Here is a 15840-nt window from a genome sequence, read left to right on the forward strand (position 1 = left end):
CTTCTTCTTTGTTACAATCAGTAATATCGTTATCAAGTAAAAAGATAGTTTAAATGACCAAGAAAACCGTTACTGCTTTGATTTTGTCTTTATTTATTGGCGGATGTGCCACGCAAACTGCCGATGAGAGAGTGGCCAGGGCGAAAGCAAAGTACGCTGAATCAAACCCCGTCGCGCAAGCGCCTTCACCCTTGGTTCGTTTGGAATGCAACACGCAAGCAGGAACCCAAATCACTGCCATGATGAATGGTGCATCGCAAACCGTCACCATTAACAGCGCCGTATTCCGTTTTGTCGACCGGGACGACGTTCAGGGCATTGATACTTTGAGCTTTGCCAGAACCGTTGACGGCGTAACCAGCTGGGTGTTCGTGAACATGGCATCCAGCGATCCGGTTTATCTCAGCATTGTGAGCCAAAAGACCGTGTTGAAATTTATGTGCAGTGCTTACAAAGGATGAGTGAAAACGTGTATACCGTCGCTGTCTATTCATACGTTATTGCTGGCGAAAACCAGTGCGAGCCGGTGTCGGAGTGACGGACTTCTCAGTACCTGGCGAAAGTTTTAAGGTCAGTGGCGGTTCATGCTGATCCTGTATAACGTATTGGCCGGGGCTCTTTGAGTGGCCCTGCGTTAACTGATTTCGCCGCTGATAATTCATCCATAAGGACAGGGATATGAAAATAACGCATTCAGGCTACAAAACCGGCATCGCCACATTATTGGCGACGATGATCGCGCTGGCACTAACGGGATGCGCCAAGAACACTGCCCCCAACCAAAACGTTCCGATGAATAATAAAGAGGTCGATGGTCTTCTCGCCAACCTTGGCGACCCAAAGACGCCTGCGCCGGGGAAAGAGGAATTACATTACATGACTCAGGTGCAAGCTGAGATTCAACGCCATTTAAAAGACGCCGCCATCTACTCAGGCCAACGCTGTGCATTGCGTATTACGCTGGCGCCGGACGGCATGCCAATCGGTGTTCGAACTGAAGGTGGCGATCCGGCTCTTTGCCGTGCGGCGATGAAGGCGGTTGCCGATGCGCGTCTGCCTAAGCCGCCAACGCCAGAGATCCATAATGCGTTCCAAATCATCATATTGGAATTTCGCCCGTAGTGAATAAGCAGTGCTGTTTCTGCGCAACGCTATCCCGGTCAAGGCCGGGATTTTTTATTGCCGTCACCCAGCGTTAATTTGTGGATATCGCTAAAGCCCTGCATGAATGCTGACGATAATCGTTGAAACCCCTATTTATAGAAGAGTGACAATGCGTTTTTTCTGGGTAAACATCGGTGGCAGCGTTGCGGAGGTTTTAGAGGGCGAATTCCTTTGGGCGCCGCAATATGGAATAAATAAGACCGGGAATATGTTTAAACCCGCCGGGTGGGAAACGGTCAAAAAAGTCAAAGCAGGCGACCTGATTTTTTGCAACGAGGCCAGGAAGATTATCGGTGTGGCGACGGCGGTAGGCGATGCTTATTCTGCACCGCGGCCTGAAAACCGGACTGCGGGCCGTTCTAATATATCGGGTACCAAAATCGATTTGGAACTGACGTGTCTTGAGCTGCCCATCGAGATTTCCCTGTTCCGTCAGGCCTTCTTGCGCTTACATAATCAGGCCAGCTTTCCGCACGTTTTTAATGTTAAGGGGGGATGCACCGAAAACTATATGTGTGAGATCCCCGCACCGGCAGCAATGCTGATCGCCGGTTTTATCTCGGAAAATCTCTCGATCAATTTCCATGCAGATACGGTCGAAATCGCCAAAGAGATCGGTAGTGAGAAGGAAGCGGTGATTCAGGCGCGGCTTGGGCATGGCCCCTATCGCGATAAAATGTTTAAGCGGTGGGGAAACCGGTGTGCGGTCACGGGGATTGCGGAGCCGTCCATTCTCATCGCTTCTCATATCGTTGCCTGGTCGATTGCGACCCCAGAAGAGAAAGTGGATCCGCACAATGGTCTGCCGTTAATCCCCAATCTGGACAAGCTGTTCGATCGCGGCATGATAAGTTTTGCCGACAATGGGCGTTTGCTGTATCCAAAGACGAAGAGCAGCTTGTTAGATGAGTTAAAGATCCCGTTGGATGCGAACATTAGCGGGTTGTCTGAAAAGAACAAAGCCTACCTGCGGCGGCATCGAGCGAGATGGGGTTTTGAAGCTGAACCCTGATGCAGTCTCGCCAAGACAGGGCCGGTGCTTCTAGCGATACATCATCGCGCTCACGCGCTCGCTCCGGTCTTTAAAACCGTTGCTGCGCATCGTTATCACGTAATAGCGATAGTGGTGTTTCTCCGCGTACTCGCGCACCAGCTCTTCGGCAAACAGGCCGCTGAAGGTGACGGTGGTGACGAACGTCAGCCCCTTCACTTCGTAGGTGCTGATCTCTTGCGGGGTGCCGATATACGGCGGCGGGAACACGGTTTTGCGGAACTGGCAGCCCACCAGCAGCAGGGTAAACAGCAGGGCGGCGGATATTTGCGGTATTCTCATCGAGAAATGCTTTCCTTCCTTGGCGTGTGTATCGTTAACTCTATAATAGAATTACAAAATTCGGTGGGGATGTAAAAGCTGTCCCTACATTGACCGCCACAAGGGGCCAAAACATGCCTGTTCGTCTTGCCACTGAAACCGATGCCGCGGCCCTGATCGCCCTCGACAGCGTTGCCCAGCATGAGCCGCCGCGCGCGGCGCAGATCCGCACCTGGTGTGGGCAGGGCATCTGTTATCTTGCCGAAGAACAGGGCGTGGTGATGGGCTACGGCGTGCTGCACTATCATTTCTTCGGCTGCGGCTTTATCGAGATGCTGATGATCGGCGAGCGCTATCGCCGCCGGGGCGTCGGGCAGGCGTTGATTGCGGCGTTGAAATCCCACTGCCGGCACCCCAAGCTGTTCACCTCCACCAATCGCTCCAACCTGCCGATGCAGCGGCTGCTGTTGAACGCCGGATTTGTCGCCAGCGGCCAGATTGACAATCTCGATGACGGTGACCCGGAGCGGGTATTTTTTATCCCGGCGCGCTGATACGGAACCACAGACAAAAAAGGGGCCCAAACGGGCCCCTGCATAATACGGCGCGAGAGGTTTACTCCGCCGCGTCGGGATGGTTTTTGCCTTCCTCGATAAACTCTTCGTCGATCTCTTCGATGTTCTCCTCGCTGTCGCGGCCCGAGAGAATGTTCCAGCAGGCGATGAACAGCGCGGCGATCAAGGGGCCGATGACAAAACCGTTGATGCCGTAAACCTCCATGCCGCCCAGGGTGGAGATCAGGATCAGGTAGTCCGGCATTTTGGTGTCTTTGCCCACCAGCAGCGGGCGAAGGATGTTGTCCACCAGGCCGATCACCACCACGAAGAACACCACCAGGAAGATGGCTTTCCACAACATGCCGGTGGCGAAGAAGTAGATCACCGCCGGCACCCAGATAATCGCGGAGCCTACGGCGGGTATGATCGACAGGAACGCCATCAGCGCGCCCCACAGCAGGCTGCCGTCGATGCCGGTAAAGTAAAACGCCAGCCCGCCGAGCGCGCCTTGTACCACGGCGACCACCACCGTGCCCTTGACGGTGGCGCGGGAAACCGCGGCGAACTTCACGAACAGATGGTGTTTCACATGCTGGGAAAGCGGCAGCGCTTCGAGCGCCAGGTTCACCAGATAAGGGCCGTCTTTCAGCAGGAAGAACAGCAGGTACAACATGACGCCGAAGCCGACGACGAAGTTGAAGGTGCCCTTGCCGATCAGGAACACGCTGCCCGCCAGATATTGCCCACCCTTGAGCGCCACGTCGGAAAGCTGCTTTTGGATCTCGGCGGCGCTGTTGAGGTTATGCTCCGCCAGGAAACGCTGCGCCCAGCCAGGCAGGTGGCGCATAAAGTCTGCCAGCATGGTCGGCAGTTGGCTATTGTTGGCCTGTAGCTTGGTGTAGATCACGTTGAATTCCATCGCCAGCGACGAGGCGATGATCGCCAACGGCGTGAACACGATCAGGCAGATCAGTGCCACCGTCAGCAGCGAAACTACGCCGTTGCGTTCGCCGACGTACTGCTTCAGCGTCTTTTTCACCGGATGGAAAATCACCGCCAGAATGATGGCCCACAGCACCGAGGAGTAGTAAGGCCCCAGCACGTCGAGAAAGGCGGCGGTGACGATGAACAGGATCAGAATAAAGAATCCTTTGGAAATGCCTTTAGACATCATAGTCGTCCCTCAAAAGATGAATTTTCAGCCTGAATGCTCTGAATGAAAACCACACTATCATCGCTAACGCTTAACCGATAGAGGATTTTTAACGGGGTATACCGTCGCCATACGAAGGAAAAAGCATGATGGACAGGCGGCGTTGCAGGGAAAGCAAGAGGGCTAAGTAATTAACAAAACTTATTGGTTGTGCTTATTCTTTGCATGGCGCTTGTCGTCTTCGCGATAACGCTGGCCAGCGCCAGCCCATGCTTATAACACGCGCAGCACCCGCCCGTTATCCCGCCGTATGGGGCCGCCTACGGCCGAAAGCCAGCGCCAAGAGCGCCCCCAACAGCGCCGCTGCCAGCACCAGCCAGGCCGGGGCCGCCCAACCGGCAGCGGCCACGATGGCGCTGAGCGCGACCGGGCCGATCACCTGGCCGAGATAGTTCCCCTGCATCACCAGCCCGAGGCTCAGCGGCAGCAGCGTCGGCTCCGCCGTCGCCGTCGGCGTGGCGGCCAGAATGGTGGCGGGCAGTATGCCGGCGATGGCGCAGAACAGGAAGCACAGCGGGATCAGTAAACCGTTGGGCGTCATCGGCAGGAAAATGCCAACGCCAATGCCCCCGATCAGCAGGCTGGTGGCGGCGAGCAGACGACTGGCGCGCAGACCGCGCGACAACAGCACCCCGGCGGCGAGATTGCCGAGGATGTTCGCCGCCACCGCCGCCGCGCTGACGCCGCCGGCGGCCGCCAGCGACAGACCGATGCGCTGCATCAGGAAGATCGGCAAAAAGGTCATCACCGAGAAAAACTGCAGGTTGTAAGCGGCGAACATCAGCGCCAGCAACAGCGGCTGGCGTGCCCGCAGCAGTGTGGCCAGCGCTTGCCGCAGCTGCAACGGCGGAGTGTGCGCGTCGGCGGCACGTCGGGGCGTGGTCAGCGGCAGCAGCAGGGCGGCCAACAGCGTTAACGCCGCACCGGCCAGCCAGCTCTGCTGCCAGCCGGCCAGGTGCGGGCCGATAAACAGCGAAATGGCGATGCCCGCCGGCATAAAGGTGCTCCAGATGCCGAACACCAGGCTGCGCTGGGCCGGTGCGACGATGCGGTTCAGCACCGCCGGCGCGGCCACCACCACGATCACGAAGCCGAGGCCTTCAACAAAGCGGCTGACAATCAATCCGGCGAAGTCGTGCAGCGTGGCGCCGGCGAGGCTGGCGGCGCTGATGATCAGCAGTCCCAAGGCCAGCAGGCGTCGGTCGCCCCAGCGGCGCACCAGCAGCCCGGCGGCGATGCCGCCGAATACCCCGACGAAGGGAAAGGCCGAGATGACCCCGCTCAGCGCCTCCAGCGAGCGGCCGAACTGCGCCTGCAGCGCCGGTAGCGCGATGGTGGCTTTGCCCACGTGCAGCGCCGCGGCGATGCCGGCGAACAGCACGTTGACGACGGCTGCCCAGGGCGTGGTGTCCGGTTTGATCGCGGTCATAACACTCTCCAGTGGCGGTAACGCCATCACTATGCGCCGGTACGCCGATGAAAGTCGTTCAAATGCTGCGCTGTCACGCGGTGAAATTATCCATTTAGAGCGCTGTTGCGGGCCTTTGTTGTTTGGTTCGCCAGCATGCCGGCCTGCGTGGACGTTCGTCCCCCCCAGCGCTTTACTGTTCCGGCACGCAGCGAGCGTGCCTGATTAATTTTATAAGGGGTAGTGTATGTCAGAGACGATGTATGAGAGTGGGGAAACGGCTATCGAATGGAGCTATGGCGGCCGGGGCGATGACATCGGCAGCAGCCTGAGCGTCGACACGGTTGAGGAACAGCCGCACGGTTATCTGATGACGGTCGATCGGCCGGTACAGATCTTCAAAGAAGCGGTACCGCCGTTGATGGCCTTTGTTACACTGCTGCGCCCGCTGTATGCGCAAACGGGGACTGGTTTCCAGTTTGTGCCGGTGTCCACCTCCTGGACCGATGTACAGCCTCTGCCGGCCAGCGCGGGCTATCTGGGTGTGCAGGTCAACGCCGGCATTTTCTTCCACGGCGCCAAGCCAACGCACTATAAAGATCGCGACGGACAGATGAAAGCGATCGACGGAGGTACCATCCTGCAGAGCATCACCGTGCTGCATCGCGTGGCACACCCGTGGGGGCCGGGCGAAAGCGCCGCCTGACAGTGAAATGCAGTCGAGGGGCCGGTCGCGGCTCCTTATCTCGTCTTGAATCCGGGCGCGGGTTGGGTAAAACTGGCTGTCTATTCAAGGAGAAGAGTATGTACAGCGACAACGAGAAAAAATTTTATATCATCCTTAACCGCAACCACGAACCGGCCACACTGTTTAACGCCTCCTGCCATCTGACGGCGGGCATCACCGATCTGATCGAACCGCGTGAGTTTCACCACTACCCGAGCAGTCTTGACGGCGTCAGCGCCAATATGAGCCACTATCCGATCGTGATCCTGCAGGCCAAGAACGGCAGCCAGCTCAGCAACCTGATCCTGAAGTGCAAGGAAGAGGGCGTGTTGTTCAACTTCTTCACCACCACCATGTTGTCGCACTCCGCCGAACAACAGATCGCCGACACCGCCGGCACCCCTTACGAGCAGCTGGATTTTGTGGCGGCGGCGCTGTACGGCGACAGCGAGCAGCTTAAGCCGCTGACCAAGAAATTCTCCGTCTACCGCTAATCGCGAAAGGCGTCACATCCCGGCCCGCCGCGGCTATGATATTTTTCCATCAAATCATTGATGGAGATGAGCATGAGCGGCAAGAAAACCACCATGGCGGCCATCGCCAGAGAGGCGCGGGTCGGCGTCGCTACCGTCGATCGGGTGATCAATCAGCGCGCCTCGGTGCGGCCCGCCACTCAGCGGCGGGTGATTGAGGCGGCGAAAAAGTTGGGGTTCGCGCTGGAAAAGTCCCACTGTCTGTCGGCGGTGTTGGGCAGGCCGCAGCAGTGCGTGAAAATGGGGTTTATCCTGCTGCGGCGCGAACACTCTTTCTATGCCCAATTGGCGGATGAACTGTTGGCGCAAGCGGCGGTTTATCATGAGCCGGGGCAGCCGCCGCAGTTTATCTTTCACGATCTCAACGCCATCGGCGACACCGCCGCCGCCATTACCCAACTGAGCCATCAGGTGGAGGCGATCGGCGTGTTGGCGCTGGACCATCCGCTGATCCACTATGCCGTCGAAGAGGCCGCCCAGGCGGGCATCAAGGTTTTCGCGCTGCTGTCGGACTTATCGGTGCCCAGCCGCTCCGGTTACATCGGTCTGGATAATCACAAGGCCGGCCGCACCGCCGCCTGGGCGGTGGATCGCCTGTGTCGGCGCCAGGGGGACGTCGGCGTGATTATCGGCGACAACCGCTTTATCTGTCAGGAAACCTGCGAGATCGGCTTTCGCTCCTATTTGCGCGAGCAGATGAGCGCCCAGCGGGTGCTGGAGCCGATGCGCAGTCATGAAGATGCCGAGACCGCGCGCCGGGTGACGCGTGAACTGCTGGCGGCCCATCCAGGGCTGGTGGCGCTGTATGCGCCAAGCGGCGGCGTGGAAGGCATCACTCAGGCGCTGCGAGAGAGCGGCCGGCAGCATGACATCACGCTGGTGTGCCACGGCCCGGTGCAGGGCGGTGAAATGGCGCTGATCGACGGCACGCTTGATCTGCTGCTGTGCCATCGTATTTCCGAACTGGCGGCCACGATCGTCGAGACACTTGCCGCCGCCGCCGAGCAACCGGGGTTGCGTCATGTCACCCATCGCTTCGATTTGATCACCAAAGAAAACCTCTGACGGCCGTCATCGCCGACCTCATACGGCGCGGCCGCGTGTCGCCTATATTTGATTAAAAACTATCAAAAAAAACATCAAAAATAACGCGATCGCTATCAAAGAATAAAATTTTCATTGTTGTTTGTTTTGAAATTTTTATTTGATACTGCCGTCATTCCCCCCGCAGAAAGGAGCCGTCACCATGACCTTGCCTATCGCCAATGCGCCCTGCAGTTGGGGCGTGGACGATCCGAACAATCCTCATTTGCCGCCCTATGGCGCCGTACTGCAGGAGGCGGCGACGGCCGGTTACCGCAGCATCGAGCTGGGGCCGTGGGGCTATCTGCCGACGCAGAGCGAAGCGTTGAGCGCCGCGCTGCATCAGCATCACCTGTCGCTGGTAGCCGGCACGATTTTCGACGATCTGGTCAGCGAGGCGAACGTTGAACGCCTGCTGGCCTTGACCCACCGGATCTGCCGCAACCTGTCGTTGGCGCCCAAAGCGCAGCCGACCGAGAACGAGTGCGCTGCACCGCCGTTTCTGGTGATTATCGATTTCGGCAATCCGCAGCGCGCCAGATTTGCCGGGCGTTCGGATCTGGCGCCGCGTCTGGCGGACGCCGAATGGCGGCGGATGATCGAGCACATTACGTGCATCAGCGAGCTGGCCTGGCGGGAATACGGCGTGCGGCCGGTGGTGCACCCACATGCCGGCGGCTGTATCGAGTTCGCCGATGAAATCGACCGGTTGGTGGCGGACATTCCGCATCGCACCGCCGGACTTTGTCTGGATACTGGCCACTTGTATTACGCCGGTCTGGATCCGGCGGCCTGGTTGAGCAAGCACTTCGATCGCCTGGACTATCTGCATTTCAAGGACGTCGATCCGCAGGTATTCCGTGAGGTGTTGGCGCGCGGCGTCGATTTTTTCACCGCCTGCGCCGAAGGCGTCATGTGCCCGCTGGGCAGCGGGGCGATCGATTATCCGCGGTTGCGCGCACTGTTGGCCGAGCGCGGTTACCGGGGCTGGATCACTATCGAGCAGGAGCGCGATCCGCGCAATGTGCAGGGCAGCCTGCATGACGTCACGGCCAGCTTGCGCTACCTGCGCAGCCTCGGCTTTTAATCGGGAGACACCACATGATCAACGGTAGCAAACCTTTGGCAAGATCGCTGCGCTGGGGCATGGTCGGCGGCGGCGCTACCAGCCAGATCGGGTACATCCACCGTTCGGCTGCCCTGCGCGACGGCGCTTTTACCCTGTTGGCCGGGGCGTTCGATATCGACGCGGAACGCGGGCGTCTTTTTGGCCAGAGCCTGGGCGTGGCGACGGAGCGCTGCTATGCGGACTTCGCCGAGATGTTCCGCGCCGAAGCGGCCCGGGTGGATGGCATTGAAGCGGTGTCTATCGCCACGCCGAACAACACCAATTACGCCATTTGCCGGGCGGCGCTGGAGGCGGGGCTGCACGTGGTGTGCGAGAAGCCGCTGTGTTTCAGCGTCGAAGAGGCGCAGGCGCTGGCGGCGTTGTGCGAGCGGCAGCGCAAAGTCATCGGCGTGACCTACGGCTATGCCGGGCATCAGCTGATTCTGCAGGCCCGGCAAATGATTGCCGACGGCCTGTTGGGGGAGATCCGCTTGGTGAATATGCAGTTCGCCCACGGCTTTCACGCTGCGCCGGTAGAGCAGGACAATCCCAGCACTCGCTGGCGGGTGGATCCGCGCTTTGTCGGCCCCAGCTATGTGCTGGGCGATTTGGCGACCCACACGCTGTTCCTGGCGGAAACCATGGCGCCGCAGCTGAAGATCCGGCGGCTGATGTGCGCCCGGCAAAGCTTTGTGCCGTCGCGCGCGCCGCTGGAGGACAACGCCTATGTGCTGATGGAGTACCACAACGGCGCCATTGGCTCGCTGTGGTGCTCGGCGGTCAACTGCGGTTCGATGCACGGCCAAAAGGTGCGTATCGTCGGTGAAAAGGCCAGCCTGGAATGGTGGGACGAACAGCCCAACCAACTGCGCTTTGAAGTGCAGGGCGAGCCGGTAAGGATCCTTGAACGCGGCATGCCGTATCTCAGCGCCCTGGCGCAGGCGGACGATCGCATCGGCGGCGGTCATGCGGAAGGGCTGTTTGAAGCCTGGTCGAATCTCTACCGCCGCTTCGCGCTGGCGATGGACGCCACCGACCGGCGCGACACGGCCTTCCTGGCAGGATTCTGGTATCCGGACGTGCAGGCCGGCGCGCTGGGGGTGAAGTGGGTGGAACGTTGCGTGCGTTCCGCCGAAGCCGATGCCGGTTGGGTCGCCTTCGACTGAGCGTTCGGCTCGTTCAGACGCTGGCGCCGTCGTAGGTGTTGATCTTCAATGCCTCCAACGCGACGGTGGGCACGCAGCGCAGATTGACGGAGCACATCGCGGCGCCATCCGGCGCGGCGCCGTAGGCGAAGGGCTGGGCACCGCAAATCCGGCAGAACTGATGGCGGATCTTGTGCTGATTGAAGGTATAGGCGCTGAGCTGGTCTTCGCCGCTGTTCAACGTGAAGGCGGTGATGGGAAAGAAGGACAGCAGCAGCCCTTTACGGCGGCAAATCGAACAGTTGCAGCTGAGGGCTTCGGTAGGCAGTTCGGCGTCCACGGTAAAGGTGACGGCGCCGCAGTGGCAGCTTCCCTGGAATGACATGGCGATTGACCTGTGGCAAGGGATGGTTTGCCCAGTATAGTGCAATTTATCGCCACCTGGCCGCGTTCGGTTCGATTTCCTTAGTAAATGCACGGTTTTCTGGTAGGTTAGGGGTTAACGTCATCAAAAGGAGAACGCGATGTTAGAGCATTACTATCCGACGAACATGGGCGCCAAACCGGTCACGGACGAGCAGCACAAGCGGCTGGTGGCGGTGCAGGCGGCGCTGGAGCTGATCAAGGCCACACTGTCGGATACCAACGACGGCAACGGCGTGGACTTCCAGCTGAAGGCGGCGGAAAAGCACATTGGCCCGATGGCCGACGCCATTCAGGAAGCCCTGAAATAACGGCTCGCCACAGCGCCAACCGCCCGCCTCGGGCGGTTTTTTTTTGCTTCGTTATCGGCGCTCCTTTTTTTTCGCCGGACGTTCGGGTTCCCAAACGGGTCGAATTAAGGTTAAATACGACGCTACTGTATAAATAATCAGGTGCGTTGCGATGAGTCTGGTGTTGAAAGGTGAAAAGATCGGCCGTAACCGTTTTACCGGTGAGAAGATTGAAAACGGCAGCTTTATGCTGTGTGACTTTTCGGGCGCCGATCTGACCGGCACCGAGTTTATCGGTTGCCAGTTTTACGATCGTGACAGCCGGCAGGGCGGCAATTTCAGCCGCGCCATATTGAAAGACGCCAGCTTCAGAAGCTGCGATCTGTCGATGGCCGATTTCCGCCACGCCAGCGCGTTGGGGCTGGAGATCCGCGAGTGCCGCGCGCAGGGGGCGGATTTTCGCGGCGCCAGCTTTATGAATATGATCACCAGCCGCACCTGGTTTTGCAGCGCCTATATCACCAAAAGCAACCTGAGTTACGCCAATTTCGCCAAGGTGGTGTTGGAGAAATGCGAACTGTGGGAAAACCGCTGGCACGGCGCACAAGTGCTCGGCGCCAATTTCAGCGGATCCGATCTGTCCGGCGGTGAGTTCTCCGGTTTTGACTGGCGCACCGCTGATGTCACCCAGTGCGATCTGAGCAATTCGGAACTGGGCGAGCTGGATTTGCGTACTACCGATCTGCAGGGGGTAAAAATGGACAGCCACCAGGCGGCGCTGCTGCTGGAACGATTGGGGATTGCGGTTATTGGCTGAAAGTTATTGCTCGCCTCCCGCCGGCGTCATTGTTTATATATGTTGGTACTCGTAATGCTCGTTAGATTATGGCGTTGATATAAAACAGTGGTTAAAGGCTTATTAACCACTGTGACATGAAAACACGTAACGTATCTAATCATCACCGGAAGGTGATGTATATAATAGAGTCGTTAAGTGCCTGGCGTTATTTATTTAAATGTGGCGCTGCCATCCGCTTTGGCAATACACATCCGCCCAGTGAAATGCCCTCCGGGTTGCCCGATTTGGTATTCACCATGAAGATGAATGGCAGATTGATCAGTCAGGTTACTGATGGTGATCGGCGAGTGGAAGTTATTCGCATATCCCTGGCTGATCACTCTGGTTCCTGCTTCGTTTTTGATTTCAGCGTTTGGTGCCACGGCATGGACGTGTGCGCTTTCGCTGGTATGGGAACGTAATACGGCGCGATTGGTGCTGGGCACGACGGTCCAGGTGCCGTTTGCGTTATAGGTGACGTTGAAGGTCAGGAAACCCGTTGTGGCATCGCACAGTGCGGCGTTGACCGAGGAACTGGTGAAGTTCATCACGGTGCCTGACGTGTAATTCCCGGTTTGTACGTAGAATTGCAGAATGGGCTGGCAATCCAGGTTGCTGCCGGGATTGACCGTAACGAAGTTCGACAGCACGACGGTACCGTTGACCAACCGTACGGCAGAGCCGCCATTGTACTTTTCCAGTAGTGGATTATAGGTCGGAGAAACGATGCGGAATGCGCCGGGCTGTACCCCTTGCGCTTGGGTCGCAGGTGTAAGGCCGAGCGCGGGACTGACAATCATGTTCGTGCTGTTGTTGGTTGCGGCTCCTCCTGCCGCTGGGGTGAGGTCGATCGGCTGAATCGCTGATGAGTAACCGGACGGTTGCCCGATCTGCGGCGGGGCGACCTGCTGTTGCACGCCGGCGTAGTACTGAAAATCCAGCAAGAAGGTATAGACGCTACCGCCTTGAGAAGAAGGCAGGATAGTTGTTGATAAAAGGCTGTTTGAATAGACCTCTGCGCCGCCGACATAAACGGAAGGTTGCTGGAAAAAGAAGAAGTTCTGCAGAGCAGGGCTGTTATTTTGTACGTTAATTTGAACCAGGGTACCCATAGTTAACTCCTTTATTGCTGTGGTTGTCATAAAAGGCATGACGAATAATAAAGAGGTGCCTGCGATATTTTCGCAGCAGAAAGAGTATAGGTGATTATTTAATTTAAGCCCGCGGACCGGGGTGGCTTTTATTTAATGGGTCATGATGAGTGCATGATTTATTAGCACTCTATTTTATAGGTTTGTGTGCTGCTTGAGGATATTTCACTGTTAAGTATCATAATTAATTTCACAAGGGATTCAATTCCTCTTTTATTAATCCCGGTTGCTTACCATTTTTATTTTCACCATTCATGCACTCGTTTTTGAAAAAATGAAGGCATTATCTATTTAAAACCATTGGTTATGGCTTTTTATCGGGGGATTTTATTTTTTTCAGTTTTTACTTAAAAAATTTTTCAGCGGCAAGCGAAATTAGGCGTTTTTGCCAGAGAGGGCGGGCTGCCGATAAGAAAAACCCGGCCTGGCGCCGGGTTTTACCAGGATGACCTCAGCGCTGCGAGTCCAGAGGTTCGTTGTTTTTCACCACGTCCTGGGCCTTGAGATAGCTCTCGATCAGCAGTTGGTAAGCCGGGAAGATGTGGGTGTAGACCTCGGCCCACTGCTGAGCGTCGGCACGGTTCCAGCTGCCTTGCAGCTCGGAGGCTACGCCGGCGGTGTCGATCGGCACCACGCCGGCCTGTACCACGCGCGCCAGGGTAATTTCCTGCGCCATTTTCGAGTAGGTGCCTGAGGCGTCGATCACCGCGAAGACTTTATAGCCTTCGGCCACCGCGCTGATGGACGGGAAGGCCATACAGACGCTGGTGATGGTGCCGGCGATGATCAGCGTTTTGCGGCCGGTGGCCTTGACCGCCGCCACGAAGTCCGGGTTGTCCCAAGCGTTGATCTCCCCTTTACGGGCGACGTATTGCGCGTGCGGCGCATTCTGATGGATTTCCGGGATCAGCGGGCCGTTGGGGCCTTGCGGCACTGAGGCGGTGGTGATCACCGGCAGTTTGCTGAGGGTGGCAATGCTGGCCAGCGCGGCGGCACGGGCGCGCAGTTCGGTCATCGGCATGTCGGCGACGGTTTGGAACAGGCCGCTTTGGTGATCGATCAGCAGCATGACCGCGTCATTGGCATCAATAACAGGACGATGGCCGTTGAAGTTGGCTGGGGTGCTCATGGTTTTTTCCTTCTGTCATTGTAAGGTAAGCAGGCATTTGCCTTGATTGATAAGGCTGAAACTCAGCACTTGCCTACAGTGTAGGGCAGGGAGAAAAATCCGGTAGAGCGCAAAGGCGGGATGCATCGTTCCATAGATGCAACAATGTCGGGCGGGCGAGGGGCCCGACGCTGAGCTAAACTTAAAGTGCATGAGAAACATGCGGCAGGGAGCGCCATTCTGTTCACGGGTTTGATGCGAGGGCCGCCATCATGGCTTATCAGCATATCGTTGTCGCCACGGATCTCAGCGAAGATGCCGAGTTCCTGCTCGGCAAGGGCGCCAGGCTGGCCGCCGCGCTCAATGCCAAGCTTTCCCTGATCTATATCGATATTCATCGCGCCGGGTATTACGTCGATCTGGGCGTGGGAGATTACAACTACACCGATCGCACGTTTTCGGAACGGGTGAAGAACATGCTCAACGCGATCAAAGGCCAGTCCTCCTATCCGGTCGAAGAGGTGATCGTCAGCCGCGGCGCGCTGACGGAGGAACTGAACCGGGTGGCGAAGGATAAGGGGTTCGATCTGGTGATCTTCGGTCATCATCACGATATCTGGAGCCGGTTGGTTTCCTCGGCGCGCCAGGCGATTAACGAGCTGAACGTCGATCTGCTGGTGATCCCTATCGAGAAGAAATAGCCGCGGCCGCCTGCGGGCGGCTGCCGTTTTACATTCACATCGCTTATCTCTTGGTGGCTATATGTTCACGCCCGCAATAATCCCCCTTGCTGACAATCCGTTCTGCGAATAGTGAATTGCCGTAATTTTATTTTATCCATCAATGCGTTGGCTAAAATCCGATAAAGGTTAATCCAGCGCATTGAAATGGCTGCTATACCTCCTTTTAGTTAATAAACCGCACGTTTTGACTGGCTCTCAGCGGAGGGGCGTCTTATCCTCGGGGTAATGAGATTTGTATGACTTATATAAATACGTTCACATGGAGGAGGTCTCATGCGTTTTGACAATAAAGTCGTGGTTATCACTGGTGCGGGCAACGGCATGGGGGAAGCGGCGGCGCGGCGGTTCTCCGCCGAAGGCGCCATCGTGGTGCTGGCCGACTGGGCCAAAGAGGCGGTAGATAAGGTAGCCGCTTCGCTGCCGAAGGGCCGGGCGATGGCGGTGCACATCGACGTGTCCGATCACATCGCGGTTGAAAAAATGATGAACGAGGTGGCGGAAAAACTGGGCCGCATCGATGTCTTGCTGAACAACGCCGGCGTGCACGTGGCGGGCAGTGTGCTGGAAACCAGCATCGACGACTGGCGTCGCATCGCCGGGGTCGATATCGACGGCGTGGTGTTCTGCTCCAAATTCGCGTTGCCGCACCTGCTGAAAACCAAAGGCTGCATCGTCAATACCGCGTCGGTGTCCGGCCTGGGCGGCGACTGGGGTGCGGCTTATTACTGCGCGGCGAAAGGCGCGGTGGTCAACCTGACGCGCGCCATGGCGCTGGATCACGGCGGTGACGGCGTGCGTATCAACTCGGTTTGCCCGAGCCTGGTGAAAACCAACATGACCAATGGCTGGCCGCAGGAAATCCGCGACAAGTTCAATGAGCGCATCGCGCTGGGCCGCGCGGCGGAGCCGGAAGAAGTGGCGGCGGTGATGGCGTTTCTGGCCAGCGACGACGCCAGCTTTATCAATGGCGCCAACATCCCGGTCGATGGCGGGGCGACCGCCTCGGACGGCCAACCGAAGATCGTTTAAGCGTTAAC

The 15840-nt window shown here is 57.7% G+C and carries 19 protein-coding genes; 13 read left to right on the forward strand and 6 right to left on the reverse strand.

Annotated features, from left to right (window positions below; translation table 11 throughout):
- The first annotated feature begins 53 nt into the window (after positions 1–53).
- From BHU62_RS25065 to BHU62_RS20155, 3 genes are all read left to right on the forward strand, one after another.
- The gene (locus tag BHU62_RS25065) at positions 54–461 is read left to right on the forward strand and encodes a hypothetical protein (RefSeq protein ID WP_139282306.1); all 408 of its coding nucleotides are present in this window, start codon (positions 54–56) and stop codon (positions 459–461) included.
- Between the two features lie 217 nt (positions 462–678).
- A complete protein-coding gene (gene tolA / locus BHU62_RS20150) occupies positions 679–1122 on the forward strand; it encodes a cell envelope integrity protein TolA (protein WP_073533936.1) in 444 nt (147 codons plus the stop codon).
- A gap of 151 nt (positions 1123–1273) precedes the next feature.
- Positions 1274–2176 carry an HNH endonuclease gene (locus tag BHU62_RS20155; protein WP_073533938.1) on the forward strand — a complete coding sequence of 301 codons (903 nt, stop codon included), beginning with the start codon at positions 1274–1276 and terminating at the stop codon, positions 2174–2176.
- A 30-nt stretch (positions 2177–2206) separates the two neighbouring features.
- Here the strand turns inward: BHU62_RS20155 and BHU62_RS20160 are convergent, their stop codons facing one another.
- Positions 2207–2497 (reverse strand): hypothetical protein, encoded by a 291-nt coding sequence (locus BHU62_RS20160; protein ID WP_073533940.1) that lies wholly within the window; start codon positions 2495–2497, stop codon positions 2207–2209.
- A 113-nt stretch (positions 2498–2610) separates the two neighbouring features.
- Between BHU62_RS20160 and BHU62_RS20165 the strand changes: the two genes are divergently transcribed.
- The gene (locus BHU62_RS20165) at positions 2611–3030 is read left to right on the forward strand and encodes a GNAT family N-acetyltransferase (RefSeq protein WP_073533944.1); all 420 of its coding nucleotides are present in this window, start codon (positions 2611–2613) and stop codon (positions 3028–3030) included.
- Between the two features lie 61 nt (positions 3031–3091).
- Here BHU62_RS20165 and BHU62_RS20170 read toward each other — a convergent pair whose 3' ends face one another.
- Both BHU62_RS20170 and BHU62_RS20175 read right to left on the reverse strand, forming a co-directional pair.
- Entirely contained in the window at positions 3092–4207 is a 1116-nt protein-coding gene (locus BHU62_RS20170) for an AI-2E family transporter (protein WP_073533946.1), read from the reverse strand.
- Positions 4208–4484: 277 nt separating this feature from the next.
- The gene (locus BHU62_RS20175; protein WP_073533948.1) at positions 4485–5675 is read right to left on the reverse strand and encodes a CynX/NimT family MFS transporter; all 1191 of its coding nucleotides are present in this window, start codon (positions 5673–5675) and stop codon (positions 4485–4487) included.
- A 226-nt stretch (positions 5676–5901) separates the two neighbouring features.
- On the opposite strand from BHU62_RS20175, the gene BHU62_RS20180 reads away from it, so the two are divergent.
- The 5 genes from BHU62_RS20180 (at position 5902) to BHU62_RS20200 (ending at position 10271) form a co-directional block, all read left to right on the forward strand.
- Positions 5902–6360: a hypothetical protein gene (locus tag BHU62_RS20180; protein ID WP_073533950.1), complete on the forward strand. Its 459-nt coding sequence runs from the start codon at positions 5902–5904 to the stop codon at positions 6358–6360.
- 98 nt (positions 6361–6458) lie between these two features.
- A complete protein-coding gene (locus tag BHU62_RS20185; RefSeq protein ID WP_073533952.1) occupies positions 6459–6875 on the forward strand; it encodes a DUF2000 domain-containing protein in 417 nt (138 codons plus the stop codon).
- 66 nt (positions 6876–6941) lie between these two features.
- Positions 6942–7979, forward strand: coding sequence for a LacI family DNA-binding transcriptional regulator (locus BHU62_RS20190; RefSeq protein ID WP_415915717.1), 1038 nt, complete (start codon positions 6942–6944; stop codon positions 7977–7979).
- A gap of 181 nt (positions 7980–8160) precedes the next feature.
- On the forward strand, positions 8161–9084 hold the full coding sequence (locus tag BHU62_RS20195; RefSeq protein ID WP_073533957.1) for a TIM barrel protein: 924 nt from the start codon (positions 8161–8163) through the stop codon (positions 9082–9084).
- 14 nt (positions 9085–9098) lie between these two features.
- The gene (locus BHU62_RS20200; protein ID WP_073533959.1) at positions 9099–10271 is read left to right on the forward strand and encodes a Gfo/Idh/MocA family protein; all 1173 of its coding nucleotides are present in this window, start codon (positions 9099–9101) and stop codon (positions 10269–10271) included.
- A 13-nt stretch (positions 10272–10284) separates the two neighbouring features.
- Here the strand turns inward: BHU62_RS20200 and BHU62_RS20205 are convergent, their stop codons facing one another.
- Complete coding sequence (locus tag BHU62_RS20205; protein ID WP_073533962.1) at positions 10285–10635, reverse strand: GFA family protein; 351 nt, start codon at positions 10633–10635, stop codon at positions 10285–10287.
- Between the two features lie 139 nt (positions 10636–10774).
- On the opposite strand from BHU62_RS20205, the gene BHU62_RS20210 reads away from it, so the two are divergent.
- Both BHU62_RS20210 and BHU62_RS20215 read left to right on the forward strand, forming a co-directional pair.
- Positions 10775–10984 (forward strand): hypothetical protein, encoded by a 210-nt coding sequence (locus tag BHU62_RS20210; protein WP_073533964.1) that lies wholly within the window; start codon positions 10775–10777, stop codon positions 10982–10984.
- 151 nt (positions 10985–11135) lie between these two features.
- Entirely contained in the window at positions 11136–11780 is a 645-nt protein-coding gene (locus BHU62_RS20215; RefSeq protein WP_073533967.1) for a Qnr family pentapeptide repeat protein, read from the forward strand.
- Between the two features lie 191 nt (positions 11781–11971).
- On the opposite strand, the gene BHU62_RS20220 is transcribed toward BHU62_RS20215, so the two are convergent.
- Both BHU62_RS20220 and BHU62_RS20225 read right to left on the reverse strand, forming a co-directional pair.
- Positions 11972–12913: a hypothetical protein gene (locus BHU62_RS20220; RefSeq protein ID WP_073533970.1), complete on the reverse strand. Its 942-nt coding sequence runs from the start codon at positions 12911–12913 to the stop codon at positions 11972–11974.
- A gap of 490 nt (positions 12914–13403) precedes the next feature.
- Positions 13404–14081 carry an isochorismatase family protein gene (locus BHU62_RS20225; protein WP_073533975.1) on the reverse strand — a complete coding sequence of 226 codons (678 nt, stop codon included), beginning with the start codon at positions 14079–14081 and terminating at the stop codon, positions 13404–13406.
- A gap of 251 nt (positions 14082–14332) precedes the next feature.
- Between BHU62_RS20225 and BHU62_RS20230 the strand changes: the two genes are divergently transcribed.
- Positions 14333–14761, forward strand: coding sequence for a universal stress protein (locus BHU62_RS20230; protein ID WP_073533978.1), 429 nt, complete (start codon positions 14333–14335; stop codon positions 14759–14761).
- 315 nt (positions 14762–15076) lie between these two features.
- Entirely contained in the window at positions 15077–15832 is a 756-nt protein-coding gene (locus BHU62_RS20235) for an SDR family NAD(P)-dependent oxidoreductase (protein ID WP_073533981.1), read from the forward strand.
- The last annotated feature ends 8 nt before the right edge of the window (positions 15833–15840 follow it).

Origin of the sequence: Serratia marcescens, from assembly GCF_001902635.1 — a bacterium.
GTDB classification, from domain to species: Bacteria; Pseudomonadota; Gammaproteobacteria; order Enterobacterales; family Enterobacteriaceae; genus Serratia; species Serratia marcescens_F.

Coding starts and splice junctions, on each gene's coding strand:
- BHU62_RS25065 (WP_139282306.1), top strand. CDS start 54: ATGACCAAGAAAACCGTTACTGCTTTGATTTTGTCTTTATTTATTGGC.
- tolA (WP_073533936.1), top strand. CDS start 679: ATGAAAATAACGCATTCAGGCTACAAAACCGGCATCGCCACATTATTG.
- BHU62_RS20155 (WP_073533938.1), top strand. CDS start 1,274: ATGCGTTTTTTCTGGGTAAACATCGGTGGCAGCGTTGCGGAGGTTTTA.
- BHU62_RS20160 (WP_073533940.1), bottom strand. CDS start 2,497: ATGAGAATACCGCAAATATCCGCCGCCCTGCTGTTTACCCTGCTGCTG.
- BHU62_RS20165 (WP_073533944.1), top strand. CDS start 2,611: ATGCCTGTTCGTCTTGCCACTGAAACCGATGCCGCGGCCCTGATCGCC.
- BHU62_RS20170 (WP_073533946.1), bottom strand. CDS start 4,207: ATGATGTCTAAAGGCATTTCCAAAGGATTCTTTATTCTGATCCTGTTC.
- BHU62_RS20175 (WP_073533948.1), bottom strand. CDS start 5,675: ATGACCGCGATCAAACCGGACACCACGCCCTGGGCAGCCGTCGTCAAC.
- BHU62_RS20180 (WP_073533950.1), top strand. CDS start 5,902: ATGTCAGAGACGATGTATGAGAGTGGGGAAACGGCTATCGAATGGAGC.
- BHU62_RS20185 (WP_073533952.1), top strand. CDS start 6,459: ATGTACAGCGACAACGAGAAAAAATTTTATATCATCCTTAACCGCAAC.
- BHU62_RS20190 (WP_415915717.1), top strand. CDS start 6,942: ATGAGCATGAGCGGCAAGAAAACCACCATGGCGGCCATCGCCAGAGAG.
- BHU62_RS20195 (WP_073533957.1), top strand. CDS start 8,161: ATGACCTTGCCTATCGCCAATGCGCCCTGCAGTTGGGGCGTGGACGAT.
- BHU62_RS20200 (WP_073533959.1), top strand. CDS start 9,099: ATGATCAACGGTAGCAAACCTTTGGCAAGATCGCTGCGCTGGGGCATG.
- BHU62_RS20205 (WP_073533962.1), bottom strand. CDS start 10,635: ATGTCATTCCAGGGAAGCTGCCACTGCGGCGCCGTCACCTTTACCGTG.
- BHU62_RS20210 (WP_073533964.1), top strand. CDS start 10,775: ATGTTAGAGCATTACTATCCGACGAACATGGGCGCCAAACCGGTCACG.
- BHU62_RS20215 (WP_073533967.1), top strand. CDS start 11,136: ATGAGTCTGGTGTTGAAAGGTGAAAAGATCGGCCGTAACCGTTTTACC.
- BHU62_RS20220 (WP_073533970.1), bottom strand. CDS start 12,913: ATGGGTACCCTGGTTCAAATTAACGTACAAAATAACAGCCCTGCTCTG.
- BHU62_RS20225 (WP_073533975.1), bottom strand. CDS start 14,081: ATGAGCACCCCAGCCAACTTCAACGGCCATCGTCCTGTTATTGATGCC.
- BHU62_RS20230 (WP_073533978.1), top strand. CDS start 14,333: ATGGCTTATCAGCATATCGTTGTCGCCACGGATCTCAGCGAAGATGCC.
- BHU62_RS20235 (WP_073533981.1), top strand. CDS start 15,077: ATGCGTTTTGACAATAAAGTCGTGGTTATCACTGGTGCGGGCAACGGC.